This window comes from Kutzneria viridogrisea DSM 43870, from assembly GCF_000525635.1.
Taxonomy (GTDB): domain Bacteria; phylum Actinomycetota; class Actinomycetes; order Mycobacteriales; family Pseudonocardiaceae; genus Kutzneria; species Kutzneria viridogrisea.
Window position 1 is genome coordinate 2,898,790 of the sequence record NZ_CP007155.1, and the last position, 25,351, is coordinate 2,924,140.

The 25,351-nt window shown below is 71.2% G+C and carries 28 protein-coding genes; 8 read left to right on the plus strand and 20 right to left on the minus strand.

The annotated features are described in order from the left end of the window. Nucleotides 1-156 precede the first annotated feature (156 nt). The 3 genes from rpsA (at nucleotide 157) to coaE (ending at nucleotide 3,523) form a co-directional block, all read left to right on the plus strand. A complete protein-coding gene (rpsA, locus tag KALB_RS12950; RefSeq protein WP_025356142.1) occupies nucleotides 157-1,623 on the plus strand; it encodes a 30S ribosomal protein S1 in 1,467 nt (488 codons plus the stop codon). Nucleotides 1,624-1,726: 103 nt separating this feature from the next. Then, nucleotides 1,727-2,332: a hypothetical protein gene (locus KALB_RS12955; protein ID WP_148309457.1), complete on the plus strand. Its 606-nt coding sequence runs from the start codon at nucleotides 1,727-1,729 to the stop codon at nucleotides 2,330-2,332. Between the two features lie 12 nt (nucleotides 2,333-2,344). Then, entirely contained in the window at nucleotides 2,345-3,523 is a 1,179-nt protein-coding gene (gene coaE, locus KALB_RS12960; protein ID WP_025356144.1) for a dephospho-CoA kinase, read from the plus strand. Nucleotides 3,524-3,593: 70 nt separating this feature from the next. On the opposite strand, the gene KALB_RS12965 is transcribed toward coaE, so the two are convergent. Together KALB_RS12965 and KALB_RS12970 are read right to left on the minus strand one after the other, a co-directional pair. Next, nucleotides 3,594-4,112, minus strand: coding sequence for a ribonuclease FAU-1 family protein (locus KALB_RS12965; protein WP_025356145.1), 519 nt, complete (start codon nucleotides 4,110-4,112; stop codon nucleotides 3,594-3,596). A 137-nt stretch (nucleotides 4,113-4,249) separates the two neighbouring features. Next, on the minus strand, nucleotides 4,250-4,783 hold the full coding sequence (locus tag KALB_RS12970) for a ribonuclease FAU-1 family protein (RefSeq protein WP_025356146.1): 534 nt from the start codon (nucleotides 4,781-4,783) through the stop codon (nucleotides 4,250-4,252). A 211-nt stretch (nucleotides 4,784-4,994) separates the two neighbouring features. Between KALB_RS12970 and uvrB the strand changes: the two genes are divergently transcribed. Further along, nucleotides 4,995-7,145 (plus strand): excinuclease ABC subunit UvrB, encoded by a 2,151-nt coding sequence (gene uvrB, locus KALB_RS12975; protein WP_035968132.1) that lies wholly within the window; start codon nucleotides 4,995-4,997, stop codon nucleotides 7,143-7,145. A 360-nt stretch (nucleotides 7,146-7,505) separates the two neighbouring features. Here the strand turns inward: uvrB and KALB_RS47560 are convergent, their stop codons facing one another. Continuing rightward, complete coding sequence (locus tag KALB_RS47560) at nucleotides 7,506-8,039, minus strand: RDD family protein (protein WP_158510743.1); 534 nt, start codon at nucleotides 8,037-8,039, stop codon at nucleotides 7,506-7,508. A gap of 118 nt (nucleotides 8,040-8,157) precedes the next feature. On the opposite strand from KALB_RS47560, the gene KALB_RS47565 reads away from it, so the two are divergent. Beyond that, the gene (locus tag KALB_RS47565) at nucleotides 8,158-8,556 is read left to right on the plus strand and encodes a hypothetical protein (protein WP_025356149.1); all 399 of its coding nucleotides are present in this window, start codon (nucleotides 8,158-8,160) and stop codon (nucleotides 8,554-8,556) included. 50 nt (nucleotides 8,557-8,606) lie between these two features. On the opposite strand, the gene KALB_RS43860 is transcribed toward KALB_RS47565, so the two are convergent. The 12 genes from KALB_RS43860 to KALB_RS13055 all read right to left on the minus strand — a co-directional run bounded on the left by KALB_RS43860 (nucleotide 8,607) and on the right by KALB_RS13055 (nucleotide 17,480). Next, the gene (locus KALB_RS43860) at nucleotides 8,607-9,965 is read right to left on the minus strand and encodes a CHAP domain-containing protein (RefSeq protein ID WP_051912969.1); all 1,359 of its coding nucleotides are present in this window, start codon (nucleotides 9,963-9,965) and stop codon (nucleotides 8,607-8,609) included. 18 nt (nucleotides 9,966-9,983) lie between these two features. Then, complete coding sequence (locus KALB_RS48495) at nucleotides 9,984-11,411, minus strand: glycoside hydrolase family 19 protein (protein WP_201771918.1); 1,428 nt, start codon at nucleotides 11,409-11,411, stop codon at nucleotides 9,984-9,986. 411 nt (nucleotides 11,412-11,822) lie between these two features. After that, a complete protein-coding gene (locus tag KALB_RS13010) occupies nucleotides 11,823-12,905 on the minus strand; it encodes an ATP-dependent DNA ligase (protein ID WP_042220345.1) in 1,083 nt (360 codons plus the stop codon). A 14-nt stretch (nucleotides 12,906-12,919) separates the two neighbouring features. Beyond that, the gene (locus KALB_RS13015) at nucleotides 12,920-13,513 is read right to left on the minus strand and encodes a hypothetical protein (RefSeq protein WP_025356150.1); all 594 of its coding nucleotides are present in this window, start codon (nucleotides 13,511-13,513) and stop codon (nucleotides 12,920-12,922) included. Nucleotides 13,514-13,586: 73 nt separating this feature from the next. After that, nucleotides 13,587-14,123, minus strand: a complete 537-nt coding sequence (locus KALB_RS13020) for a DUF6286 domain-containing protein (protein WP_025356151.1) — start codon at nucleotides 14,121-14,123, stop codon at nucleotides 13,587-13,589. 4 nt (nucleotides 14,124-14,127) lie between these two features. Beyond that, the gene (locus tag KALB_RS13025; protein ID WP_025356152.1) at nucleotides 14,128-14,460 is read right to left on the minus strand and encodes an Asp23/Gls24 family envelope stress response protein; all 333 of its coding nucleotides are present in this window, start codon (nucleotides 14,458-14,460) and stop codon (nucleotides 14,128-14,130) included. Continuing rightward, nucleotides 14,457-14,633 (minus strand): hypothetical protein, encoded by a 177-nt coding sequence (locus tag KALB_RS48245; RefSeq protein WP_025356153.1) that lies wholly within the window; start codon nucleotides 14,631-14,633, stop codon nucleotides 14,457-14,459. Before KALB_RS48245 ends, KALB_RS13025 begins: the two co-directional genes overlap by 4 nt. 82 nt (nucleotides 14,634-14,715) lie before the next feature. Next, a complete protein-coding gene (locus tag KALB_RS13035) occupies nucleotides 14,716-15,003 on the minus strand; it encodes a hypothetical protein (RefSeq protein ID WP_025356154.1) in 288 nt (95 codons plus the stop codon). A gap of 1 nt (nucleotide 15,004) precedes the next feature. After that, nucleotides 15,005-15,490, minus strand: a complete 486-nt coding sequence (locus KALB_RS13040; protein WP_025356155.1) for an Asp23/Gls24 family envelope stress response protein — start codon at nucleotides 15,488-15,490, stop codon at nucleotides 15,005-15,007. Between the two features lie 108 nt (nucleotides 15,491-15,598). Further along, nucleotides 15,599-16,168: an anti-sigma factor gene (locus tag KALB_RS13045; RefSeq protein WP_025356156.1), complete on the minus strand. Its 570-nt coding sequence runs from the start codon at nucleotides 16,166-16,168 to the stop codon at nucleotides 15,599-15,601. Continuing rightward, nucleotides 16,165-16,695, minus strand: coding sequence for an RNA polymerase sigma factor (locus KALB_RS13050; protein WP_081789875.1), 531 nt, complete (start codon nucleotides 16,693-16,695; stop codon nucleotides 16,165-16,167). The genes KALB_RS13045 and KALB_RS13050 overlap by 4 nt, the downstream gene beginning before the upstream one ends. A 38-nt stretch (nucleotides 16,696-16,733) precedes the next feature. Beyond that, the gene (locus KALB_RS13055) at nucleotides 16,734-17,480 is read right to left on the minus strand and encodes a pyrimidine reductase family protein (RefSeq protein ID WP_025356158.1); all 747 of its coding nucleotides are present in this window, start codon (nucleotides 17,478-17,480) and stop codon (nucleotides 16,734-16,736) included. 33 nt (nucleotides 17,481-17,513) lie between these two features. Between KALB_RS13055 and zapE the strand changes: the two genes are divergently transcribed. Further along, the gene (gene zapE, locus KALB_RS13060) at nucleotides 17,514-18,545 is read left to right on the plus strand and encodes a cell division protein ZapE (RefSeq protein ID WP_025356159.1); all 1,032 of its coding nucleotides are present in this window, start codon (nucleotides 17,514-17,516) and stop codon (nucleotides 18,543-18,545) included. Here the strand turns inward: zapE and KALB_RS13065 are convergent. The 4 genes from KALB_RS13065 to KALB_RS13080 all read right to left on the minus strand — a co-directional run bounded on the left by KALB_RS13065 (nucleotide 18,535) and on the right by KALB_RS13080 (nucleotide 21,556). After that, nucleotides 18,535-19,083 (minus strand): PaaI family thioesterase, encoded by a 549-nt coding sequence (locus KALB_RS13065; protein ID WP_025356160.1) that lies wholly within the window; start codon nucleotides 19,081-19,083, stop codon nucleotides 18,535-18,537. The genes zapE and KALB_RS13065 overlap by 11 nt on opposite strands. Beyond that, nucleotides 19,080-20,234 (minus strand): Cmx/CmrA family chloramphenicol efflux MFS transporter, encoded by a 1,155-nt coding sequence (locus KALB_RS13070; protein ID WP_025356161.1) that lies wholly within the window; start codon nucleotides 20,232-20,234, stop codon nucleotides 19,080-19,082. Before KALB_RS13070 ends, KALB_RS13065 begins: the two co-directional genes overlap by 4 nt. Before the next feature lie 70 nt (nucleotides 20,235-20,304). Beyond that, a complete protein-coding gene (locus KALB_RS13075; RefSeq protein WP_025356162.1) occupies nucleotides 20,305-20,865 on the minus strand; it encodes a TetR/AcrR family transcriptional regulator in 561 nt (186 codons plus the stop codon). Nucleotides 20,866-20,893: 28 nt separating this feature from the next. Further along, complete coding sequence (locus KALB_RS13080) at nucleotides 20,894-21,556, minus strand: TetR/AcrR family transcriptional regulator C-terminal domain-containing protein (RefSeq protein WP_025356163.1); 663 nt, start codon at nucleotides 21,554-21,556, stop codon at nucleotides 20,894-20,896. 45 nt (nucleotides 21,557-21,601) lie between these two features. Between KALB_RS13080 and KALB_RS13085 the strand changes: the two genes are divergently transcribed. Next, a complete protein-coding gene (locus tag KALB_RS13085; protein ID WP_025356164.1) occupies nucleotides 21,602-22,555 on the plus strand; it encodes a quinone oxidoreductase family protein in 954 nt (317 codons plus the stop codon). Between the two features lie 157 nt (nucleotides 22,556-22,712). Here KALB_RS13085 and KALB_RS13090 read toward each other — a convergent pair whose 3' ends face one another. Beyond that, nucleotides 22,713-23,858 carry a lactonase family protein gene (locus tag KALB_RS13090; protein ID WP_236650245.1) on the minus strand — a complete coding sequence of 382 codons (1,146 nt, stop codon included), beginning with the start codon at nucleotides 23,856-23,858 and terminating at the stop codon, nucleotides 22,713-22,715. A 215-nt stretch (nucleotides 23,859-24,073) separates the two neighbouring features. Here KALB_RS13090 and rocD point away from each other — a divergent pair, with 215 nt between their 5' ends. Next, nucleotides 24,074-25,312, plus strand: a complete 1,239-nt coding sequence (gene rocD / locus KALB_RS13095) for an ornithine--oxo-acid transaminase (protein WP_025356166.1) — start codon at nucleotides 24,074-24,076, stop codon at nucleotides 25,310-25,312. Nucleotides 25,313-25,351: the final 39 nt, after the last annotated feature.

Genomic DNA, 25,351 nt, shown 5'->3' on the forward strand with positions numbered 1-25,351 from the left:
ATCACGGGTCCGCGTACGATATTGGCCGCGTAGTAGGTTTCGCGTTGCCTTGCCGGGGTGTACCGCCTGGCACCTCGAAGTTCGGGCACCGCACGAAAGCTCACAGCACACAACTTCAGGCCACTCAATCCAATCCGTACCGGAGCAACCCACCTAATGTCCACCGACACCACCACTGTCCCGGCTGCTACCTCGCCGAAGCAGATCGCTATCAACGATATCGGGACGGAGGAGGACTTCCTCGCCGCCATCGACAAGACGATCAAGTACTTCAACGACGGCGACATCGTTGAGGGCACCATCGTCAAGGTCGACCGGGACGAGGTCCTGCTCGACATCGGCTACAAGACCGAGGGTGTCATCCCCTCGCGCGAGCTGTCGATCAAGCACGACGTTGACCCCGCCGAGGTCGTCAGCGTCGGTGACGAGGTCGAGGCCCTGGTCCTCCAGAAGGAGGACAAGGAAGGCCGCCTGATCCTGTCCAAGAAGCGCGCGCAGTACGAGCGTGCGTGGGGCACCATCGAGGCCCTCAAGGAGAAGGACGAGCCTGTCAAGGGCACCGTCATCGAGGTGGTCAAGGGTGGTCTCATCCTCGACATCGGGCTGCGCGGCTTCCTGCCGGCCTCCCTGGTCGAGATGCGCCGCGTGCGCGACCTGCTGCCCTACGTGGGCCGCGAGCTCGAGGCGAAGATCATCGAGCTGGACAAGAACCGCAACAACGTGGTCCTGTCCCGCCGCGCCTGGCTGGAGCAGACCCAGTCCGAGGTCCGCAGCGAGTTCCTCAACCAGCTGCAGAAGGGCCAGGTCCGCAAGGGCGTCGTGTCCTCGATCGTCAACTTCGGTGCCTTCGTGGACCTGGGTGGCGTCGACGGCCTGGTGCACGTCTCCGAGCTGTCCTGGAAGCACATCGACCACCCCTCCGAGGTCGTCGAGGTCGGCCAGGAGGTCACCGTCGAGGTGCTCGACGTGGACATGGAGCGCGAGCGGGTCTCGCTGTCGCTGAAGGCGACGCAGGAGGACCCGTGGCGCCAGTTCGCCCGGACCCACGCGATCGGCCAGATCGTGCCGGGCAAGGTCACCAAGCTGGTTCCGTTCGGTGCGTTCGTCCGCGTGGACGAGGGCATCGAGGGCCTGGTCCACATCTCCGAGCTGGCCGAGCGCCACGTGGAGATCCCGGAGCAGGTCGTCCAGGTCAACGACGACGTCATGGTCAAGGTCATCGACATCGACCTGGACCGTCGCCGGATCTCGCTGTCGCTGAAGCAGGCCAACGAGGGCTTCACGACCGAGACCGAGTTCGACCCGACCCAGTACGGCATGGCCGCCGAGTACGACGCCGAGGGGAACTACATCTACCCCGAGGGCTTCGACCCGGAGACCCAGGACTGGCAGGAGGGCTACGACAAGCAGCGCGAGGAGTGGGAGCGGCAGTACGCCGAGGCCCACACGCGCTACGAGGCCCACATGAAGCAGATCGCCAAGGCCGCCGAGGCCGACGCCGAGGCGCAGGGGGAGACCAACTACTCCTCCGGCTCCACCGAGGCGCCCGCCCAGGGCGGCGGCTCGCTGGCCAGCGACGAGCAGTTGGCCGCGCTCCGCGAGAAGCTGTCCGGTGGCGCCTGAGCGTCGCCGCTAGCTAGCTAGTTCACACGATCGAGGGCCGCACGCCACCCAGGTGGCGTGCGGCCCTCGTCGTGTTCCGGGGGCGGGCGCTACCTTCACGGTCGTGATCCGGATTGTCGCTGGTGGGGTGCTTGTCGGGATGTTCGCCGTGACCGCGTGCGGCGGTGCGACACCGCCGGCGGCCCAGCCCCTGGCACCGAAGGCCGCGGCGCCCGCAGCCCGGCTGGTCGACCGCCCGCTGCCCACCGACTGCGCACTCGTGGCCGCCGCCGAGGACGTCACGAAGGCGCTGGGCCGCGAACTGGCCGGCACCACCAACCGGGTACTGGGCCTGCCGGTGCCGAAGATCAACCGCACCGGCCGGGTGGACTGCTACTACGGGGTGGGCGCCAACGACCCGGTGACCGCCGCCCCGGTGTCGATCGGCGTGGCCACCTACGGGGACGAGGCCTCGGCCAGGGAACGGGTCGCGGCCACCGTGGACGCGGCCAAGATGGCCGGGGACGCCACCGCGGCGACCAAGGTCGGCCCCGAGGACGCCACGCTGGTGGCCGCGAAGGACACGCGCACGCTGGTCGTGGCGCACGGCAAGTCCACAGTGGTGGTGGACGTGCGCAGGGACCTGCTCGCGGAGGACAAGGCGGGGCCCGCGCTGACCGCGCTGGCGGTCCGCGCCCTGACCGAGTCGACCGGCCCCGCACCACGCTGACAGAATCGGATCATGCTGCGTGTGGGGCTGACAGGCGGGATCGGCGCGGGCAAGTCCACGGTGGCCGCGAGGCTGGCCGAACTGGGCGCCGTGGTGGTCGACTCCGACAAGATCGCCCGCGAGGTGGTCGAACCGGGCACCTCCGGGCTGGCCGAGGTGGTCGAGGCCTTCGGCGAGCAGGTGCTCACCCCTGAGGGCGCGCTGGACCGGCCCGCGCTGGCCGCCAGGGTCTTCGGTGACGACCAGGCCCGCGCCCGGCTGAACGCGATCATCCACCCCCGGGTGCGCGACCGCGCGGTGCAGCTCAGTGCCGCAGCGCCGGCGGACGGCATCGTGGTGCAGGACATCCCGCTGCTGGTGGAGAACGGCATGGCGCCCGCCTTCCACCTGGTGATCGTGGTCGACGCCGAGGTCGAGCAGCGGGTCCACCGGCTGACCACCGCGCGCGGCATGGCCGAGGCCGACGCGCGGGCCCGCATCGCCGCCCAGGCCACGCCCGAGCAGCGCAGGGCCGCCGCCGACGTGTGGCTGGACAACAGCGGCACGCCCGAACAGGTGCTGGCCGCCGTGGACGAGCTGTGGGCCGCCCGCCTGCTGCCCTACGAGGCCAACGTGCGGCTGGGCCGGTACAGCCCGCGTGGCGCGCCCGAGCTGGTGCCCTACGACCCGAGCTGGCCCGAGCAGGCCGCCCGGGTCGCCGCCCGGATCGGGCTGGCCACCGGCAAGCGGGTGGACCACATCGGCTCCACCTCCGTGCCGGGGCTGGCCGCCAAGGACGTGCTGGACCTCCAGCTGACGGTCGAGTCGCTGGCCGAGGCCGACGCGCTGGCCGCCCAACTCGGGCAGGCGGGCTTCCCGGTGGTGCCCGGGCTGGTGCAGGACACCCCGAAGGACGGGGAAGATCCCGGCGACTGGCTCAAGCGCACGCACTGCGGTGCCGACCCGGGCCGGTGGGTGAACCTGCACCTGCGGGTCGCGGGCTCACCGGGCTGGCGCTTCGCCCTGCTGTTCCCGGCCTGGCTGCGCGCCGACCCGGCCGCCAGGGCCGAGTACGAGTCGGTCAAGCGGGAGCTGGCCGCGCGGTGCGAGTCGATCGCGGAGTACGGGGACGCGAAGGACCCCTGGTTCGCCAAGGCCCACGCCCGAGCTGGGGCGTGGGCCGAGGGGGCAAGCTGGTCCCCGCCTGGCTGAGCCGCGGTCGTGGCCGGGCGGGGACGACCACTGCGGCGTTGCCCGTGACGCGCGACGGGCAAGGAAGTCCTTACAGGGGCGGCCAGACGTCGTAGATGTCCAGGTGGTTGAGCCAGGCGTTGACGTCGTGCCGGAAGTGGCTGATCTCCTCCAGCGTGCGGTGCACCGTGCGCAGCGCCAGGTCGGCGTCCCCGGGGCGGAGCACCCGGCCGGCCACGGCGGCGGCGAACTCCTCGGAGCGCACGATCCTGGCCGTCGTGCCGCCGGGAACCGCCAGTCCCAGCAGCAGGTCGGTGGTGCGCCACGAGCGGGTGTCACGCTGCACGTGGACCGCCGTGAGGGTGGACGGGGCGACCCTGCCGTGCCGGGAGCGCGGCCGCTGGTGGGTCAGCCGCAGACCCAGGTCCGGGATCAGCCAGGTGACCTCGCTGTCCGCGAACGGATCTTCGGGTGTGGGGCACTCCATGCGCAGGCCCCAGCGTTCGACCTGGCAGGTCGTCAGGTGCCGAGTCACGCCTGACGAGTAGCTGCGCACCGCCGTGAAGGTGTCGACTACGTCTACCAGCTGCGGAGTGATGACCGTTCCCACGCGACCCGAGGGTAGCCGTAGGTGTTCGTGTGGTGACCGTCCGGGTCGATTCGTTACATCACGTGTTGTGATTCTTCCGATACCGATCGGGTTGCGAGGGGGTAGTTCAACCAGATGGCTCTTGATGCTCCGTGCGCTCATCGCGTAGAGCCTGAATCGGTTCGCCAGTCCAGCGGCACGCCCTCCTCGGCCAGCCACCGCTGAATGTCGTAACCGTGCGCGGCGATACCGCCGACCGCCCGGTAGGTGATCGCCAGCGCCCGTTCGGCGGCGTCCCGGCCGAGTAGGCCCGCGTCAACCGCCTCCAGCAGCTCGTCCACGTCCAGCACCTGCACGCCCCGGCCGGTGCGCACCAGCAGGTCCAGGTACAGGTCCGTGGTGCGCCAGCGGTCCTGGCCCGGCTCGACGTCCACCACGTCCACGTAGAACTCGTAGTCCCGTTCGTTGCCCTCGGTCCAGGACTGCCTGGTCACGCGCAGGCCGTGCGCGGGCAGCAGCCAGGACTCGAAGTGGCTCAGTTGCGGGTGGCCCACCACCGGCCGGGACATGTAGAGCGCGTCCCCGCGCAGCCGGTAGACCTCGACCTGGCGCACGTGGCCCTTGGGATCGGTGTTGGTCCGCGCGGCCAGGTCGAACACCTCGACCTTGGGCGGGTGCGGGTGGGCCGCCATCGCGACACCCTCCGCACGCTGGCCGCGGTCCTGCACGGGCAGCTGAACGGTCATGTCGAAATACTCGGCGCACACGGGTCCGTTCGGGATCCTCCGACTGAGTCATTTCTTGCGGCACGCAGGTGACTCTGAGTGGCCCTGACCTGCGGTGACGCCCTGGCAACCGGCGTAGCGCGGCCACTTGTCGGTACCCCGTCCTACTCTGGGGGGCGTGGCAGACACACCGGTCATCGCGAGCTCCCAGTTCCGCCCCGTCAGCGACATCCCCCGCGCCGACGGCCGCTTCCGCGTGGTCTCGGACTACCAGCCCTCCGGGGACCAGCCCGCGGCCATCGCCGAGCTGGAACGCAGGCTGCGCGCGGGCGAACCGGACGTGGTGCTGCTGGGTGCCACCGGTACCGGCAAGTCGGCCACCACGGCCTGGCTGGTGGAGAAGTTGCAGCGGCCCACGCTGGTGATGGCGCCGAACAAGACCCTGGCCGCCCAGCTGGCCAACGAGCTGCGCGGGTTCTTCCCGGACAACGCCGTGGAGTACTTCGTCAGCTACTACGACTACTACCAGCCCGAGGCGTACATCCCGCAGACCGACACCTACATCGAGAAGGACTCCTCGATCAACGAGGACGTGGAGCGGCTGCGGCACAAGGCCACGATGAGCCTGCTCACCCGGCGGGACACCATCGTGGTGGCCTCGGTGTCCTGCATCTACGGCCTGGGCACCCCGCAGTCCTACCTGGACCGCTCGATCGAGCTCAAGGTCGGCGGGGAGATCGAGCGCGACATGCTGCTGCGTGCGCTGGTGGACGTGCAGTACACCCGCAACGACATCGCCTTCGCCCGCGGCACGTTCCGGGTGCGCGGGGACACCGTGGAGATCATCCCCGCCTACGAGGAGCTCGCGGTGCGGGTGGAGTTCTTCGGCGACGAGGTGGATCGGCTGTACTACCTGCACCCGCTCACCGGGGAGATCGTGCGCGAGGTGCAGGAGCTGCGCATCTTCCCGGCCACCCACTACGTGGCCGGGCCCGAGCGCATGGAGCGGGCCATCGCCGACATCGAGGCGGAGCTGTCGGACACGTTGGAGCGCATGGAGAAGCAGGGCAAGCTGCTGGAGGCCCAGCGGCTGCGCATGCGCACCAGTTACGACATCGAGATGATGCGCCAGGTCGGGTTCTGCTCGGGCATCGAGAACTACTCGCGGCACATCGACGGGCGCGAGGCCGGGTCCGCGCCCGCCACGCTGATCGACTACTTCCCCGAGGACTTCCTGCTGGTCATCGACGAGTCGCACGTGACGGTGCCGCAGATCGGCGGCATGTACGAGGGGGACGCCTCCCGCAAGCGCAACCTGGTCGAGCACGGGTTCCGGCTGCCCAGCGCCCTGGACAACCGGCCGCTGACCTGGGAGGAGTTCCAGGACCGCATCGGCCAGTCGGTGTACCTGTCGGCCACGCCGGGCCCGTACGAGATGGGCCAGTCGGGCGGGGAGTTCGTGGAGCAGGTCATCCGGCCCACCGGCCTGATCGACCCCGAGGTGGTGGTCAAGCCGACCGAGGGGCAGATCGACGACCTGGTGCACGAGATCCGGGTCCGCGCCGAACGGGACGAGCGGGTGCTGGTCACCACGCTGACCAAGAAGATGGCCGAGGACCTCACCGACTACCTGCTGGAACTGGACATCCGGGTGCGCTACCTGCACTCCGAGGTGGACACCCTGCGCCGCGTGGAGCTGCTGCGCCAGCTGCGGCTGGGCGACTACGACGTGCTGGTCGGCATCAACCTGCTGCGCGAGGGCCTCGACCTGCCCGAGGTGTCGCTGGTGGCGATCCTGGACGCCGACAAGGAGGGCTTCCTGCGCTCCACCACCTCGCTGATCCAGACGATCGGCCGTGCCGCCCGCAACGTCTCCGGCGAGGTGCACATGTACGCCGACACGATCACCGCCTCCATGCGGGACGCGATCGAGGAGACCAACCGCCGACGCGAGAAGCAGGTCGCCTACAACACGGCCAACGGCATCGATCCCACCCCGCTGCGCAAGAAGATCGCCGACATCCTCGACCAGGTCTACACCGAGGCCGAGGACGAGGACGCCGTGCCGGTCGGCGGTTCGGGCCGCAACACCTCGCGCGGCAAGAAGCCCACCGGCGAGGCGGGCGGGCGGGCCTCCTCGGGCGTGCTGTCCGACAAGGACGTCAAGTCCATGCCGCGCGCCGAGCTGGCCGACCTGGTGCAGCAGCTGACCGACCAGATGATGGCCGCCGCCCGTGACCTGCAGTTCGAGCTGGCCGGTCGGATTCGTGACGAGATCGCCGACCTGAAGAAGGAGCTGCGCGGCATGGACTCCGCTGGCATCAAGTAACCCTGGACGAGGTGACCGCACACCGCATGCGCGCAGGCGACCTACCCGTGGGGTTCGCTGGTCGCAGACCAGCGAACCCCACCCCACGGAGCGTGAGTCCCGCCCTGGGCAGCGCGAGTCCCGCGTTGAGGTGGCCGAGTCCCGGTCAGCGGGGCCAGAGTGCTGGGCTGGGGGCGCGAGTTCCGACCCTGCGGGCGTGAGTCCCGCCTAGGGGGTGGCGAGTCCCGGTCTGGCGGGCGCGAGTCCCGCCCTGGTGAGCGCGAGTCCCGCCCGGGGGACGGCTGTGTCCCGAGCGGTGCGAGCGCGAGGTATTCGCCTCAGTGGACAGAGCCGCTCCGGTGGGGCTGGCGCGACGGCCGGTCAGTCCGCGGTGATGACCTTGGTGCCCGCCAGCCAGTCGTGCAGTGCGCGGCGCTGGGGGTGCACCAGGGCCAGGCCGATGGTGATCGGCACTAGCAGGTACACCGCGGCCAGACAGGTGGTCGCCCACTGGGCGGGCACGAAGTTGAGCCAGAGCCTGCTCAGGCCCCAGTGCGCCAGGTACCAGGGCAGCAGCTTGACCACGGTGCGCAGCACGAGCCGGGGCAGACCCGCGCGGCTGCCGTCCGCGCGCACCACGCGCAGCCCGACCCGGCGCTTGCCCCAGGACGCTTGCAACTGCCCGGTCTCGCACAGGATCAGGTAGGCCGCCACCGGTCCCAGCCCGACCACCAGCGTGATGGCGTCCACGGTCAGCTCGTCCTGGGTGGCGTTGAGCCCCGACAGGCCCAGGGACCGCAGGCCGAGCGCGACCCCGCTGAGCGCGAGCAGCCAGGTGAGGGCCACCAGGCAGTCCATGAGGCAGGCCTCGGTCCTGGCGCGGGAGTCCACGGACGTGCGCAGGGGGTGGATCACGCTCACCCCCTTACCAACCGGATCCGAACTTTGCTTGATCCTTTTGTACCAATCCGCCCACCCGGAGCGCCAGGCGAGGTCACCCCGGAACGGTACGTGATCCGCGTAGCCTGATGGAGTGGACCGGACCCCCGCCAACCAGGTGCGCTGGCTGTCCCTGGACGACGCACAGTTGCTGACGGCTGTGAGGGCAGCTCGGATGGCCCTGCACGAGGACCCGATTGCCGCCCACCGCCTCGACCTCGCCGCCGAGCACCTCGAACTGGCCCTGTTGCGACCCACCACCATGTCCGCGCTGCTGGACGCCCAGCGTGCGGACTTCACCCTGGTCGAGGAGCTGATCCAGGAGGCAGCCGAGCAGGACCCCGACTTCACCGAACTGCGCGTGGACCCCGCACGGTTCAGCCCATTCTTCGTCGGCGGCCCGCTCGGTGACCTCGAAGCCAACATCGAGGCCCTCAACCAGGCCCGCCACCAGGCGGGCACCCTGCTCGTCGAACTTGGCCACGCCGCCTGAGCACGAGTCCGGGCGGCGGGGTAGCCCCCGCCGCCCGGAGAGTTCTCAGCTCACTCCTGGGTCAGCTCCACCTCGGTGCAGTTGTCGTCGACCTGCTGCCAGGTCGCGTCCAGCCCGCCTTCCTTCACCCATACCGTGCCGTCGGTCCGCACCACGCCGATCCGGCTGCCGCCGAGGGCGATCTGCCTGCCGTGGTCGTCCACGGTGGTCCACAGGGATTCCAGCGCACCGTCCTTGACCCGGAAGACCCCGTCCTTGCGCAGCACGCCGATCCGGTTGCTGGACAGTTCCAGTTGCACCGCGTTGTCCTCCTCGGCGAACCAGGGCGCGTCCAGGTTGCCGCCCTTGACCTCGGCCCGGCCGCTGTCGGTGATCACGCCGACGCGGCTGTTGGTCAGTGCGATCTGCACGCCGCGGTCCTCCACGTGCTTCCAGGTCGCGTCCAGCCCGCCCTCCTTCACCTTGACGGTGCCGTCGGCGCGCAGCACGGCGACCCGGTTGCTCGACACCGCGATCTGCTTGACGGCGTCGTCCTCCATGACCCAGGCGCTGTCCAGGCCCTCCTTCACCTCGGCGGTGCCGTCGGACCTCAGTGCGCCGATCCGGCCACCGGACAGGCTGAAGTCGGTGACGTGCTCCTCGACGATCCGCCACGGCGTGTCCAGGCCGCCCTCCTTGACGGCGAGCACGCCGTTCGTGCGGAGGGCGGCGATCCGGTTGCCATCGACCTTGAACTTGGTGCCCAGGGTCTCCTGCGTGGTCCAGGCGCTGTCGAGGTTGCCCTCCTTGACCTTCACGTCCCCGTTGCGGAGCACGCCCACGCGCCGGGGCACACTGCCCACCCCGACCGGGCTGGTGAAGCCGCTGATGGTCTGACCGGCGATGGAGGCGCCGACCCGGCCGGTGCCGGAGGAGTAGGCGACCATGGAGTTGCTGGCGGTGGTGCCGTTGAAGTTGCCGTTGATGACCTGGATGGACCCGTCGCCGCGCACCTCGGTGACCAGACCGACGTGATCGGCGTAGCCGCTACCGGCGTAGTTGTAGACCACGGCGTCGCCCGGCTGCGGGCGGTAGCCGCCATCGGTGTGCAGAGTTCCCTTGCGCTGACCGTAGGTGTAGAAGGAACCGGCCGCCGCGGTGAGCCCGTCGACCTGGGCACCCTCGTTCTGCCACACCCACTTGGCGAAGTCCGCGCACCACTCCTCGGGGGTGCAGCTGCCGTTGAAGCCCCTGCCGCCCAGGCTGTTGATGTCGCAGTTGTGCTTGCCGAGGTTGGCTCTGGCCAGGTTCACGATGTCGGTCACCGTGGCCGCCTGCGCGGGTAGCGCGAGGATCGTGGACAGTGCGCCCGCGAGCACACCTGCGCTGGTCAGCGCGCCGAGAGCACGGCTGATCTGCTTGTGAGACATGGGTTTTCTCCTAGAAGGTCAGTGGCGGTCGCAGCGGATTCCGCCGGGCAGCGAGCCGTTGTAGTAGGCGAGGGCCTTCTTGAAGTCGTCGCAGCGGCGCTGCGCCTCGCCGGGGTCGAGACTGGTCGAGTAGCCGATGGCGCCGTCGACAGCGCCCATGTCCAGGCGGTCGGCCATCGGGTTGATGTTGCGGGCGACCGTCCAGTACCAGCGCGCGAGCGGTGCGCTCCACTGCAGGCTGGCCGCGTCCCCCGGCGAGTTGAGGAAGTCGTGCCCGAAGTACCGCCCCGCCGATCCGTAGTTGGCGCTGCCGGTGATCTGAATGAAACCGCGACCCCGGTACTGGGCGGTCTGGCCCGCTTCTCCTGCGCTGTAGACGAATCCGCTCTCGTGCTTGAGGGTGGCCAGGAAGGCTGCCTTGCGCGCCGGGGTGGTGATTCCGCCCGCGGCCATCTCCGTGTTCAGGCTGGGCAGCCCCGCCCGGACGATGTCGGTGGCGTACGCGTTGCCGTAGATCGCGGCGATGTCGGCCATGCTCACCTGGGAGCCGCCGCCCGAGGGGGTCGCGGAGGCGAGCCGCAGCGTGGTGACGGTGTCATCCTCCAACTGCCAGCGGGCGTCCAGGCCGCCTTCCTTCACGTACGCGGTGCCGTCACCGTGCAGCGTGCCGATCCGGTCACCCGCCAGCACGATCTGCTTCGTGCCGAGGTCCTCCACGACCCAGGGCGCGTCCAACCCCCCTTCCTTCACCTCGGCCGTGCCGTCGGTGCGTACCGCGCCGATCCGGCGTCCCCACAGCGCCAACTGCGTGACGTTGTCCTCCTCCTGCGCCCAGGGCGTGTCCAGGCCGCCCTCCTTGACCTCGGCGCGGCCGGTGTCGCGCACCGCGCCGATCCGGTCCTCGGACAGGGCGATCTGCACGACGTGGTCCTCCTGCAGCACCCACTGCGAGTCCAGTGCGCCGTCCTTGACCTTGAGGTCCCCGTTCTCGCGCAGCACCGCGATCCGCGCGCCCGCCACGGCCAGTTGCCTGATGTGGTCGTCCTCGGGAGTCCAGGTGGCGTCCAGCCCGCCGTCCTTGACCTCGGCGGTGCCGTCGGTGCGCAGCGCGCCGATCCGGGTCCCGGACAGGCTGAAGTCGGCCACGTGGTCCTCCACCACGACCCAGGGGGCGTCCAGTCCGCCCGCCTTGACCTCCAACCTGCCGTCGCTGAGCAGCGCGCCGATCCGGTCACCGTCGATCTGGAACTTCGTTGCTCCGCGCTCCTGCACCGTCCAACCCGCGTCCAGGCCACCTTCCTTGACCTTCACCGCACCGTCCCGCAGTACGCCGATCCGGTGTCCGGCCGCGGCCAGTGGTGCTGCCGCGGCTGTGGGCAATGCGGCGCCTCCCGTGACAACGCCGGTCAGCGCGGTCAGGACCACGACACTGCACAAGGCAGTCATCTGTACCCCTCAAGAGTCTGTGAATCGGGCAGCACGAGGGCACACCGCGGTGCGCCTGGTTGTGCCGACTGGGGCCAGCGTGCTGCCGAGAACTCAACAAAAACTCAAAGTGGATTTTGAGATGGAGTGCGAGGATTCCTGCGGTACCCGCGCAGCACAGAGCGGGGCTGAGGCCAGGGGCGGCAACCACGCTCCCCGAGGCGGGACTCACCCGCGCGACAGCGGGATTCGCGTGAGGCTAGGCGGGACTCGCCGACGGGTGACCGGGACTCGTGCTCCGCTGGGCGGGACTCGCGCTGGCGTGAGCGAGACCGGGGCGTCCAGTGGTTGGGCCCGCGCTCCGCACGGCGGGATTCGTGCTCCGCTGGGCGGGACTCGCCGACGGGTGGGCGGGACTCGGCGGGGTGGGGGTTAGCGGACCTCGCCGGTGAGGATGGCGCCGAGGTCGAAGCGGGTGGGCTCGTCGAGCTGGTCGTAGCGGCACGAGTCCGGGTCGCGGTCGGGGCGCCAGCGGACGAACTGCGTGGTGTGCCGGAACCGGGGTGCGGGGTTGGCGCCCTCGGTGTGGTCGTAGGCCACCTCGACGACCCGCTCGCGGCGCAGCGGCAGCCACGTGGCCTCGGCGCTGCGCCAGCGGTTCACGGCGCCGGGCAGTCGGCGGCCGTCGCCCGCCTGGTCGCCGAGCCACGGGTGGTCGAGCTCGCCGCGGTCCAGCAGCGGGCTGAACTCCTCGGCGAGCTCGCGGCGCCGCGCGGCGGTGAACGAGCCGACCACCCCGGCGTGGTGCATGACCCCGTTGGCGTCGATCAGCCCCAGCAGCAGCGAGCCCACGGCGGTGCCGGGCTCGGTGTTGGTGTGCCAGCGCAGACCCGCCACCACGCAGTCGGCGGTCCTGCTGTGCTTGACCTTGACCATGGTCCGCTTGTTCGGGGTGTACGGCCCGTCCAGGGGCTTGCCGATGATCCCGTCCAGACCGGCGCCCTCGAACAGGGTGAACCACTCGCGGGCCACGGCCGGGTCCTGTGTGGACGGCGTGCGGTGCACCCGCTCACCGGCGCCGACCAGTTCGACCAGCGCCTGCCTGCGCACCCGGCCCGGCTCGTCGAGCAGCGAGCGGTCCCCGCTGGCGAGCAGGTCGAAGGCGATGAACCGGGACGGGTTCTCGGCGGCGAGCTTGCGCACCCGGCTGGCGGCGGGGTGCACCCGCTCACCGAGTGCGTCCCAGTCCAGGCGACCGTCGCGGTCCACGACCAGCTCCCCGTCCAGCACCACCCGGTCGGGGCACTCGGCGCGGACGTACTCCTCGGCCTCGGGGAAGTACCGGTTGAGCGGCTTGCCGCTGCGCGACTGGAGCACGACCTCATCGCCGTCGCGGAAGACCAGGCAGCGGAAGCCGTCCCACTTGGGCTCGAACATCAGGTCCGCGCCTTCGGGCACGCCGTCGACGGGCGAGGCCAGCATCGGCTGGACGGGAGGGGTCACCGGGAGCGCCACGCGCCCATCTTGCGCTACTGGACGCGTTGGCGCTCGACTGTTGCCAATTCCAGGTGCACCGCGGTGGGCAGTTCCGTCACGCCCAGGCAGGACTTGGCGTTGCCCAGCACCTTGTCCAGCTCCTGCCAGACGGCCCGCACCTCGGCGCCGTCGGTCAGTGAGAGCCGGATGCGCAGGGCGGGGTGCTGCTCGTCGCCGACCAGGCGGACCCGGGCCTTGGCGACCCCGTCGATGCCCTCGGCGTCGGAGCGGACCGCCTCGGCCACGGCGCCGGAGACCACCCGCAGCCCGTTGCCCGCGGTGCGGTCGAGCACCAGGTCGGGGCGCAGTTCCACGCGCAGCGAGCGGAAGGCCCAGCGCAGCCCGAGCACGAACAGCAGCACGCCGAGCGCGATGGCCACGCCCTTGGTGACCTCCGGGTACTGGCGCAGGAAGTCCAGGGCGATGGGGTCGGCGACGGGCCGCTGCGCGCGGAACTCACCGAGCAGTCCCATGCCGACGACAACCGCCGCGGCACCGGCGAGCAGGGCGAGCACGCCGATGGTACCGGTCAGGCCACGCTCCAGCCGGTAAGACCGAGCACGAGCGGCGTCGGAGAGCTTGCTCATCGCCGCACCTCGCTGGCGCTCGGCGCTGCGCTTCGCGTGGGCACTGTGCTGGTTGATTCGCTCGCAAGCTCGCTCATCGGCGATCCCTCGGTGAGTCGACGACCACGGAGACGCTGGGCGTGTGGGGCAGCGGCAGGGCGCCGACCACCTCGCGGGCCAGTTCGGTCAGCCGGGGCCGCAGTTGGTCCTCTGTCTTGAGCGCGCTGGTGGCCCGCACGCGCACCCTGCGGCGGCTCGCGGTGACCGAGGCGCCGGTGACGCCCTCCGCGGCGCGCACGCTGTTGCCCACGGTGCGGGCCAGCGAGCGCGGGGAGGTGGTCACGGTGATCTCCGGGGCGGGCGCGTTGAGCCGCACGTCGCGGCGACGGGCCGCGGCGGCGAACAGCACCAGCAGCAGCCCGGCGGCGGCCACCGACCAGGCGGTGATCCGTACCGGCAGGCTGGCCCAGTTCAGCGTGCCCAGCAGGCGCAGCCACTCGTGCCAGGGCACCAGCAGCGGCGGCGAGCCCGGCTGGACCCACCACCAGGTGACCTCGGTGGCCAGCAGCCCGCCCACGGCGGCGATTGCCAGGCCGAGCAGGCAGGACAGCAGGCGGACGAGTACTCGCACCGGCTCACTCCACTCGGTTTCGACTGATGGGGGCCGCCAGCAGCGCGGAGACCACGACGTCCACCGAGCGGACCCGGTAGCCGGTCAGGCGCTGCACCTCGCCGCTGACCTGCTCGCGGACCGCGGCGACGGTCTCGCGCACCTGGGCGGGGTAGCTCAGGCCCAGTTCCAGCCGCAGGTCGACCTCGTTGCCGCTGCCCGACACCTTGGCGCTGGCGCCCCGCCTGCCCGCGCGGGCGGTGCCCGGGGCCAGGTCGGCGGCGTGCTCGGCCAGCTTGCGGACCACGCTCGGGTCGATCCGCAGCGAGCCGCGCTCCTCCGGATCGCCCGCGCTCACTTGTCCCGGCCCCTGCCGAGCACGTCGCCGAGGTCGATCTCGCCGTCGAGCACGCGGCCGACGACGAAGCCGATGATGCCCACGGCCGCGGTGACCAGGAAGGCCACGAAGCTGAATGAGGCGGCCAGGCCGAGCACCAGCCCGGCGAGCAGACCGATCTGGGATCCGTTCACGTGCGAGTCTCCTGTTCGTGTGCCGGACCGGGGGGCGGGGCCTGGTGGTCCCCCGACGAACCACCAGTGCCCCCGCCGCCGGTCAGGCTGGTTCCGCCACCACGAGGTCGGCGACGGTGATGTCCACGGGAACTGTGCCCGCTACTGCCTTGACCCGCTCGCGCAGCTGCTCGACCACCTCGGGGATGGGGTGGCCCAGCAGCAGCACCACGGCGATCTCGACGGGGGAGCCGGGTCCCTCGGCGAGCACACCGAGGACCCTGCGGCCGGGCAGCGGCGAGGCCACCACGCCGAACTCCCCGCCGTCCAGGCGGTGCACGGCGGGGTGCGCCAGCACCGCCTGCGCGATCAGCTCCGCCAGCTCGGCCACCTCACTCGACCCGGGAGGTCTGCTCGGTGGGCTCCTCGTTGTCCTCGGGCAGGTGGATGTCGTTGACCGCGATGTTGACCTCGATGACCTCCAGGCCGGTCATGCGCTCCACCGCGGTGATCACGTTGCGGCGCACCGCACGCGCCAGCTCCACGATGCCCGCGCCGTACTCGACCACGATGTCCAGGTCGATCGCGGCCTGCTTCTCGCCGACCTCCACGGCCACACCCGAGGTGCTGACCGTGCCCGCGCCGGGGATGCGCTCGCGGATGGCGCCGAACGCGCGGGAGACCCCGCCGCCCATCGCGTACACCCCGGAGATCTCCCGCGCCGCCATGCTGGCGATCTTCTGCACGACCGAGGAGGCGATCGTGGTCTTGCCGAGTGTGTTCTCGTCGGCCAGCCGCGCGGGAGCCGAGCCCGCCGCGCGAACGGCCGGAGTGTTGTCCACAGTGGACTCGGACTTGGTCGCGCCTGTCTGCGCCATGGGACGGACTCCTTCCGAAGGGACCTGCCTGTGCACGTTCGCCGCCAGGTTCGTCTCGCGGCCGTGCACTGGTTCAGATGTCCCGAGGAACGAGGACGTCTCGCCTGTTCACTCGAATGGAGTAGTTGGGTGCACGTCCACCACGTGCACGCTGATCGGCGGCACACCCTCGCCCAGCTCGCGGGCCAGGCCCTGCCGCAGGTGCGTGCGCAGCTGGTCGGCCAGCTCGCCGACCGGCACGCCGAAGCGCACCGCCACCAGCACCTGCAACCCCTCCTCGTCCCCGGCCACGGCGCGTACGTGCACCGAGCCGTGCGCCGAGGCGAAGTCCCCGGCCAGCCTGCGCGCGAGGATCAGCACGGTGCGCTGAGAGATCCTCAGCTTGCCGCGTTCCTGGTCCACCTCCACCGGCTCGGCCGCGATCTGGCCGCGCAGCCCGCGCACCGAGGCCAGCACCCGGTCCACCAGCCCAGGCGGAGTCAGTACCGGGGCCTGGGCCGCCTGCCGCACCAGCTCCCAGCGGGCCCGCAGCTCGGGCAGCTCGGCCTGGCAGTGCGGGCAGGTCCGCGCGTGCGCCGCCAGCCCACCAGGGGCAGCCGCCGGGTCGCTCACCAGTTCCAGCAGCTCGCCGACCTGGTGGCCGCAGGGCAGCACCCGCTCACCGCCATCCATGGTCACCGCAGCTCCTTCAGCTTCGCGAGCAGAGCCACCCTCGCCCGGTGCAGCCGTGAGCGCAAGGCGGGTACCCCGATGTCCAAGACGGCGGCGACCTCCTCGTAGCTCATCCCCTCCAGTTCGCGCAGCACCAGTGGCACCCGCTGGGACGGCTCCAGCGTGGCGATGGCCCGCAGCACGGCGTCCACCTGCTCGCCGCGCAGCGCCTCGCCCTCCGGCCCCACCCGGGTGTCGGCCAGCAGCCGCGAGTTGGTGTCCTCCAGCACGGTGTCCAGCGGCACGGTCTGCTTGCGCCGCCGCAGATGTAGCAGCGCGGCGTTGGTCACCACCCGGTACAGCCAGGTGGTCGGCGCGGACTCGCCGCGGAACCCGGACAGCGCGCGCCAGGCCGACACCCAGGAGTCCTGCACCACGTCCTCGGCCTCCACCGGGTCGGCCACGATGCGCAGGGCCACCCGGTACATGCGGGTGGTGTGCCTGCGCACCAGCTCGTCGAAGGCCGCCAGGTCACCCCCGGCCGCCGAGCTCATCAGCTCGAGGTCGGACCTGGTCTGGGCGGGCACCGGTGTCACCGCGCCCGGCGGTAGCGCAGCATCAGGAAGCCCTCCTCGTGCAGCACCGAGGCCAGCTCCAGCACGCGGGGCACCTCGGGCAGCAGGCCGTGCGCCACGCGCGGGGCGTCGCCGCCCGCCAGCAGCGGGGACACGGTCAGGCACAGCTGGTCGACCAGGTCCTCGGCGACCAGCGAGCCGAACAGCCGGGGGCCGCCCTCGCAGCTGACCCGGCGCAGCCCACGAGCGTCCAGTTCGGACAGTGCGGCGCGCAGGTCCACCTCCTGCTGCCCGGCGACGACCACGTCCGCACCCGCCTCGGCCAGCGCCTCGCGCCGCCGCGCTGGCGCCGCCGCGCAGGTCACCACCAGCGGGGGCACGAGCGTGTCGGTGAGCAGGGGCGAGCCGGGGTCCACCGAGCAGCGCGCGCTGACCACGGCGATCGGCGGGATCGGGCTCAGACCAAGCCGTTCGCGGCGCTCGGTGCGCAGCTCGCGGGGCTTGATCCCGTGGTAGCCCTCGACTGTGGCGGTGCCCACACCGACCAGCACCACGTCGGCCAGGTCCCGGCTCAGCGCGAACACCCGCTTGTCCCCGGGGCTGGACAGCCCCTCCGACACCCCGGTCACGGAGGCCGCGCCATCGCTGCTGGCCACGAAGTTGACCTGGACCCACGGCCGGTCCAGCGGTGCCGGGTAGTCGTACATCCGTTCCAGCACCGCGTCGGTGACGTCCTCGTCGCCTGACGGCCACAGCCTCTGCACGGAGCTATCCCAGCACGCCGTTAGGCTCGGGGCATGACCGCCCCGCGTTTGGCCGACCGCTATCCCCAGATCGGGGCAGACGAGATGGTCGACGCGATGGCCCCGCCGCCCCGGTTCGGGCAGGTCAGCTTCGCCAGCTACCTCCCCAACCCCGAGGAGCCCAGCCAGGCCGCCGCCGTGCGCGCCGGTGAGGCCTTCGCGCAGCGGGTCGCCGCGGCGGGCAGGGGCAGGACGTGGTTGCGGTCACTACTGGGTGGCGGCAGGCCGACCGAGACCAAGCTGGGGCTGTACCTGGACGGCGGGTTCGGCGTGGGCAAGACCCACCTGCTGGCCTCGCTCTGGCACGCGGTGCCCGGGCCCAAGGCGTACGGCACCTTCGTGGAGCTGACCCACCTGGTCGGTGCGCTGGGCTTCCCGGAGGCGGTGCGGCGGCTGTCGGAGCACCGGCTGCTGGCCATTGACGAGTTCGAGCTGGACGACCCGGGCGACACGATGCTGGTGACCCGGTTGCTGTCGGAGCTGATGGCCGCGGGCGTGTTCGTGGCCGCGACCTCCAACACGCTGCCGGACAAGCTGGGGGAGGGGCGGTTCGCCGCCGACGACTTCCTGCGCGAGATCCAGAGCCTGTCCGCGCGGTTCGAGGTGGTCCGGGTGGACGGCCCCGACTACCGGCACCGCGGGCTGCCCGAGGCCCCCGACCCGATGTCGGAGGAGCAACTGCTGGCCAGCGCCGAGGCCACGCCGGGCGCGACCCTGGACGAGTTCGACGCGCTGTGTGCCCACCTGGCGAAGCTGCACCCGTCCAAGTACGGCCGCCTGGTCACCGACGTGGCCGCCGTGCACCTCAGGGGCGTGCACCAGGCCCCGGACCAGGACGTGGCGCTGCGGCTGGTGGCCTTCGCCGACCGGCTCTACGACCGGGCAGTGCCGGTGGCGGTGTCCGGGCAGCGGCTGTCCGAGCTGTTCACCGAGGAGATGCTGCGCGGCGGGTACCGCAAGAAGTACCTGCGCGCGGTGTCCCGGCTCGTGGCGCTCTCGCGTGAGGTGCGGGCCCCTACGGGTTGACCTCGAAGCCGCGTTCGTCCACGGCCTCGGCGATGTCCTGCGGCCTGCCGTGCTTGACGAAGTGCTCGATGCCGACCTTGACGAACAGCCCGCGCGCGGTCAGCGCCAGCGGCCCGTCCACCGCGTTGAGCCTGCCCTCGGCGCTGACGTAGAGCTTGCGCCCGGCCAGCCCGTCCACCTTCGCCAGGATGTGCAGGGTGGAGTCGACCGGCACCGGGCGGCGGAAGTCGGTCTCCAGCCGCCCGGTCACCGTGGTCGTGTGCAGCAGCCAGTTCAGCGAGCCCAGGGTCTCGTCGAACGCGGCCGCCAGCAGCCCGCCGTGCGCCAGGCCCGGTGCGCCCTGGTGGTGCTCGGTGACCTGGAACAGCCCGGTCACCGTCAGGCCCTCACCCGCGCGGATCTTCAGGTGCAGCCCGGCGTCCACGTCCCCGCAGCCGAAGCAGCGCTGGTAGTGCACGGGCAGTTCGGTGCCTGGCGCGGGTGCCTTGGGGTGCCTGCTCGGCAGCTCCGCGTCGGCGGGCAGTTCGATGCTGTTCACGAGGCAAGTATCACCGAGCGCTTGCTCGTCACCGCGACGCTCCCCAGCGCGAGCAGTCCGAGCAGCGCGCTGACCCAGGCCACCGAGGGGTAGCCGAGCCCGCCGCCGATGGCCAGTCCGCCCAGCCACGGGCCCGCCGTGTTGCCCACGTTGAACGCGGCCGTGCTGGCCGCACCGGTCATGCTGTTGGCCCCGCCGGAAGCCGCGAACACCCTGGCGTTGAGCGCCGGGTTGACCCCGAAGCCCGCCACGCCGAACAGCGCGATCAGCGGCACCACCAGCAGCGGGCTGTGTGCCGCCAGCGCGAGCAGCGCCGTCACCAGCAGGGTCGCCGCGATGCCGATCAGCAGCGTGGGCCTTGGCCGTGCGTCGGCGCTGCGCCCGCCCAGGCTGATGCCGACCAGCGCGCCGATCCCGAACAGGGCCAGCACCCCGGGCACCCAGGCCGCTGGCAGGCCCGCCGACTCGGTGAGCAGCGGCGCGAGGTAGCTGAACGTGCAGAAGATCGCGGCCTGGGTCAGCGCGATCGTGCCCAGCGCCAGCCACACGCGCGGCTTGCCGTAGATGTGCAGCTCCTCGGCGAGCCTGGGCGGTTCGGCCTCGCGGGGGCTGGCCGGGACCAGGGCCACCAGCCCGACCGCCGCCACCGCGGACAGGGCCGCCACCGCCCAGAAAGCCGCCCGCCAGCCCGCGAGTTGGCCGATCACGGTGCCCGCGGGCACTCCCACGATGTTCGCGATGGTCAGGCCGCCGACGACCACCGCCAGGGCCCTGGCCTGTGCCCCTTGCGGCGCGAGGCGTACCGCCGTGGCGGCGCCCACCGCCCAGAAGCCAGCACAGGCCAGGGCGCTGACCACGCGGGAGGCGAACAGCACCCCGTAGCCGGGGGACAGCGCGCCGAGCACCTGCCCGAGCCCGAACACCACGATCAGCCCGATCATGGTGGTGCGCGGTGGCAGGCGGACCGTGGCCATGGCCAGCACGGGCGCGCCGACCACCATGCCCACGGCGAAGGCGGAGATCAGCAGCCCAGCGTCCGGAATGGACACACCCAGGTCACCCGCGAGGGCGGGCAGTAATCCGGAGAGCATGAACTCGGAGGTACCGAGCGCGAACACGCTCAGCCCGATCACGTAGACGGCAAGGGGCACAACAGCTCCTCGTTATGTATCAATCAGTTCAAAACTTGGGTGCGCTTCGTTGCGCTGGGGTGGAACGGATTTAGAGCGCGCTCATGGCGATGTCCACCACGCTGCACAGGGTTTCGGTGCTCGCTCCGCTGCTGGACAGCACGCGGAGGCCGCCGATCGTGCCGTGTACGAACTGCGCCAGTGCGAGCGCGTCCTTCTCGCGGGTGATCACGCCCGCGCGCTGTCCTTCTTGGACTGTCGCGCGGATGGCCTCGATGAGCTGGTCGAAACCCTTGCGCAGCACGGCCTTGACCTCGCTGTCCCGGCTGCCCAGTTCGATGGAGGCGTTCACCGCGAGGCAGCCCCTGTCGTCGTGGGCCGCCTGGGTCAGCAGTGCGCGGATCTTCTCCCGCGGATCACCTTCCGCGGCGAGCACTTCCAACTGGTTGCCGGTCGCCGTCTCGTGGTAGCGCTGGAGGCTGCGCCGGTACAGCTCGTGCTTGCTGCTGAAGGTGTTGTAGATGCTGCTGCGGCCGAGCCCGGTCGCCTCGCACAGGTCCTGTGTGGACGTGGCCTCGTAGCCGGTCGCCCAGAACGCGGTCATCGCCGCGTCGAGCGCCTGCTGCTCGTCGAACTCCCGTGGCCTGGGCACGCGAGCAGCCTAGCATGTTTTGGAACGGTCATTTCAATACCGTGTGCCGCTCCAGCCCGGCGATGATCAACTCCAGGCCGAACTCGAACTGCGCGTCCCCGCCGGCGGTCCGGCGCAGCGCTGCCGTGTGCGCGACCAGTGCGGGGTGGCGCTTCGGGTCCAGTCCGGTCATCGTGTCGCGGATGTGTCTGCGGCGGTCCGGGTCCTCGTGCTCGGCGGCCAGTTGGACCTCCAGCGAGGTCACGCCCAGCACGTGCCCGAGCAGCATCGTGTAGGTGCGCGCGGCCGTCTCCTCGTCGAAGCCCGCCTCCGTCAGCGTGCGCAGCAGGGCCTCGGCCGCGTCGGCGGCGTCGCGCCCGGACAGCGGGCGGGTGGACAGCAGGTGGATCAGGCACGGGTGGTCCAGGATCAGCTGCCGCAGCCGCTGGCAGATCGTGCGGACCCGGTGCTGCCAGTCCCCGTGCAGGCAGGTCAGCGAGGCCGTGTCCAGCAACTGCCCGCGCACCGCGTCCAGCAGCTCTTCCTTGCCACGGAAGTAGGTGTAGAGCGTCATCGGGCCGACGCCGAGCTCCTTGGCCAGCGCGCGCACCCCGAACGCCTCGATGCCGCCCTCGTCGAGCATGCGCAGCGCGGTGTCCACCACCAGCTCCCTGCTGAGGGTGTTGCGCGGCGCTCGTGGGCGTGGCGGCATGCCGTACAGTGTACCGTACGGTGTACTAAACGTGAGGAGAAACCAGTGCGCGCGGTCCAGGTCACCGAGTTCGGCGGTCCCGAGGTGCTCAAGGTGGTGGACCTGCCCAAGCCGGTCCCGGCGCAGGGGCAACTGCTGGTGCGGGTGGACCGCGCCGGGATCAACTACGCCGACACCCACCAGGCGGAGAACTCCTACCTGTCCCAGCAGTCCCTGCCGTTCGTGCCGGGCGGCGAGGTGGTCGGCCACACCGAGGACGGCCGCCGCGTCGTGGCGCTGACCACCGGCGGCGGCTACGCCGAGTACGCGCTGACCGTGCCGCAGCTGGCCTTCGACGTGCCCGAGGCGGTGTCCGACGCCGACGCGCTGGCGCTGATCGTGCAGGGTGCCACCGCATGGCACCTGCTGAAGACCTCCGCGCGCCTGGTGGCGGGCGAGTCGGTGCTGGTGATCTCGGCCGCCGGTGGTGTCGGCTCACTGGCCGTGCAGTTGGCCAAGCTGTGGGGCGCGGGCCGGGTCATCGGTACCGCCTCCACGCAGGACAAGCGGGATCTCGCCGTGTCGCTGGGCGCCGACGTGGCCATCGACGCCGAGCCGGAGGGCCTGGTCGAGCGGATCATCGAGGCCAACAACGGCTCGCGCGTGGACATCGTCCTGGAGATGACCGGTGGCGAGGTGTTCGACGCCTCGCTCTCGGCGCTGGCCAGCTTCGGCCGACTCGTCGCCTACGGCGCGGCCTCACGGGAGACCGGCTCCCCGGTGTCCCCGTCCAAGCTGATGGCGCACTCCAAGTCGGTGGCCGGCTTCTGGTTGCAGGACTGCTTCCGCCGCCCGCAGATGATGCGTGAGGCCATGGCCGACCTGTTCGACCTGGTCGCCGCCGGTGACCTCAAGCCGCAGTTGGGCGGTGACTACCCGCTCAGCGAGGTGGTGCAGGCCCACCTCGACATCCGGTCCCGCAAGACCGCGGGCAAGCTCATCCTCGACCCGACCCGCTGAGTCCCGCCTCAACCCGCGCGTGTCGGACGTCCCGGTACCGCGTGTCGGCGCTTCCGGTACGCCGTGTTGCGCCGACACGGCGTACCGGAACGTTCGACACACCGTACGGGAAACGCCGACACGCGGGTCACGAAGCGCCGACACGCGGCGTGAGCCGTCAGAGGGGGAGGGTGCAGACGGGGGTGGGGGTGGCCAGGGGCTTGCCGGTTGGGGTGAGCGCCCCGCTGGCCTGGTCCACGGCGAAGCTGGTGACCGTGCCCGAGTTCTGGTTCGAGGAGAACAGGAACCGCCCGCTGGGGTCCAGCCCGATGTGGCGCGGCCACTTGCCGCCACAGGAGGGCGAACCGGTCAGCCTGAGCTTGCCGTCACCACCCACCGCGAAGATCGACACCGTGTCCGAGCCGCGGTTGGAGACGTACACGAAGCGGCCGTCGGCCGACACGAGGATCTCGGCTGGGTAGTTGCGGACCCCGGGCACCGGCACGGCGATCGCGGGCACCTCGTCGATCGGGGTGAGCAGCCCGTCCGCGTAGCCGCAGGTGATCACCGTGCTGCCCAGTTCCGTTGCCACGTAGGCGAACCGCCCGTTGGGGTGGAAGGCCAGGTGGCGCGGGCCCGAACCGGCGCGCAGCTTCACCTGGTGGCGCAGCGCCAGCTTGCCGGTGCCCAGGTTCAGCTCGTAGGCGTACACCGAGTCGGTGCCCAGGTCCACGGCGTGCACGTAGCGGCCCGCGGGGTCGGGCAGCACCTGGTGGGCGTGCGGGCTCGACTGGCGGTCCGGGTCGGGGCCCGAACCCTTGTGCCGCACGAGGTCGCTGCGCGCGCCAAGCCCGCCGTCGGCGCGCACGGGGTGCACCGCCACGCTGCCGGAGTCGTAGTTGGCCGACACCACGTACTTGCCGCTGGGGTGCACGCACAGGTGGGTCGGCCCGGCGCCCCCGCTGGACTGGCTGTTGATCGTCTTCAGCTTGGTCCCGGACACCGACAGGGCGGTGACCTGCCCGTCGGACTGCTCGTTCACCACGTACAGCCGCTGCCCGTTCGGGGACAGTGCCAGGAACGAGGGGTTCGCCACGGGCAGCACCTGCGTGCCGCTCACCTGACCGGTCGCCGGGTCCCAACTGGCCAGCCCGATGCCCTTGCCCGCGTTCGCACCGTCGGTGTAGGTGCCCACGAACAGTGGCCGGGTGGCTCTGGGCCCCGCCTGTGCCGGCGTGTCCATCAGCACCGCTCCCGTCAGTCCGACCCCGGCCGCGCCGAGGAGGCTCAGTCCGAGGAATCCGCGCCGATCCAGTCCTGCCACCAGAGCACCTCCTGTGATCTCCTTGCGGGCACTGTGGCCTAGACCACTGGCGGTCCACAAGATGCGCAACGAATGTTGCATCGGGCGCAATGGAAGCTGACAACTGTCCGAATGCAACAGATCAACGGTCGAGGTTCACAAAGGCGCAACAAACAGGTGCTGAACGCAACGGTGACCGGATGAAATCTCCGCCAGGAGCCATCTAGCCTTAGCGCATGACCGCCACGATCGACCACCCCGCCACCGAGGTCCCCAGCACCCCGGCCGAGTACGTCGCGCTCGACGAGCAGTGGAGCACGCACAACTACCACCCGCTGCCCGTGGTCATCGCGCACGCTCAGGGCGCCTGGGTGACCGATGTCGACGGCCGCAGCTACCTGGACTTCCTGTCCGGCTACTCCGCCATGAACTTCGGACACCGCCACCCCGACCTGGTGGCCGCCGCCGTGGAACAGCTCGGCAGGGTCACCCTGACCAGCCGTGCCTTCCACCACGACCAGTTCGGCCTGTTCTGCCGCGAGCTGGCCGAGCTGACCGGCACGGAGCTGGTGCTGACCATGAACTCCGGGGCCGAGGCCGTGGAGTCCGCGATCAAGGTCGCCCGCAAGTGGGCGTACCAGGTCAAGGGCGTGCCGGAGGGCACCGCCGAGATCGTGGTCGCCGGCTCGAACTTCCACGGCCGCACCACGACCATCGTGTCCTTCTCCACCGACGAGGTCGCGCGCAACGACTTCGGCCCGTTCACCCCCGGCTTCCGCGTCGTGGGCTACGGGGACGCGGCGGCGCTGGAGGCCGCGATCACCGAGGGCACCGCCGCCGTGCTGATCGAGCCGATCCAGGGTGAGGCCGGGGTCGTCGTGCCCCCGGCCGGTTACCTCGCGCGGGTCCGCGAGCTGTGCGACCAGCACGGGGTGCTGATGATCGCCGACGAGATCCAGTCCGGGCTGGCCCGCACCGGCGAGCTGCTCGCGCTGGACCACGAGGGCGTGCGCGCCGACCTGTACACCCTGGGCAAGGCTCTGGGCGGCGGCATCATGCCGGTCTCCGCCGTGGTCGGCCGCGCCGAGGTGCTGGGTGTGCTGCGCCCCGGCGAGCACGGCTCCACCTTCGGCGGCAACCCGCTGGCCTGCGCCGTGGGCCGTGCCGTGGTCAAGCTGCTGGCCACCGGCGAGTTCCAGCAGCGCTCGAAGGAGCTGGGCGGGTACCTGCACGGCAGGCTCAACGAGCTGGTCGGCCGCGGGGTCGCCGAGGTGCGCGGGCGCGGCCTGTGGGCCGGGGTGGAGATCGCGCCCGGTGGGCCGGAGGGCCGGGTGGCCTCCGAGGCGCTGGCCGAGCGCGGCGTGCTGTGCAAGGAGACGCACGACACCACCCTGCGCGTCGCGCCCCCGCTGGTGATCACCCGTGAGGAGCTGGACCGCGGCGTGGACGCCATCGCGGAGGTCGTGGCCCGCTGAGGGTCTTCGCCATGAAAGTGCCGTTCGTGGCGTCAGGTG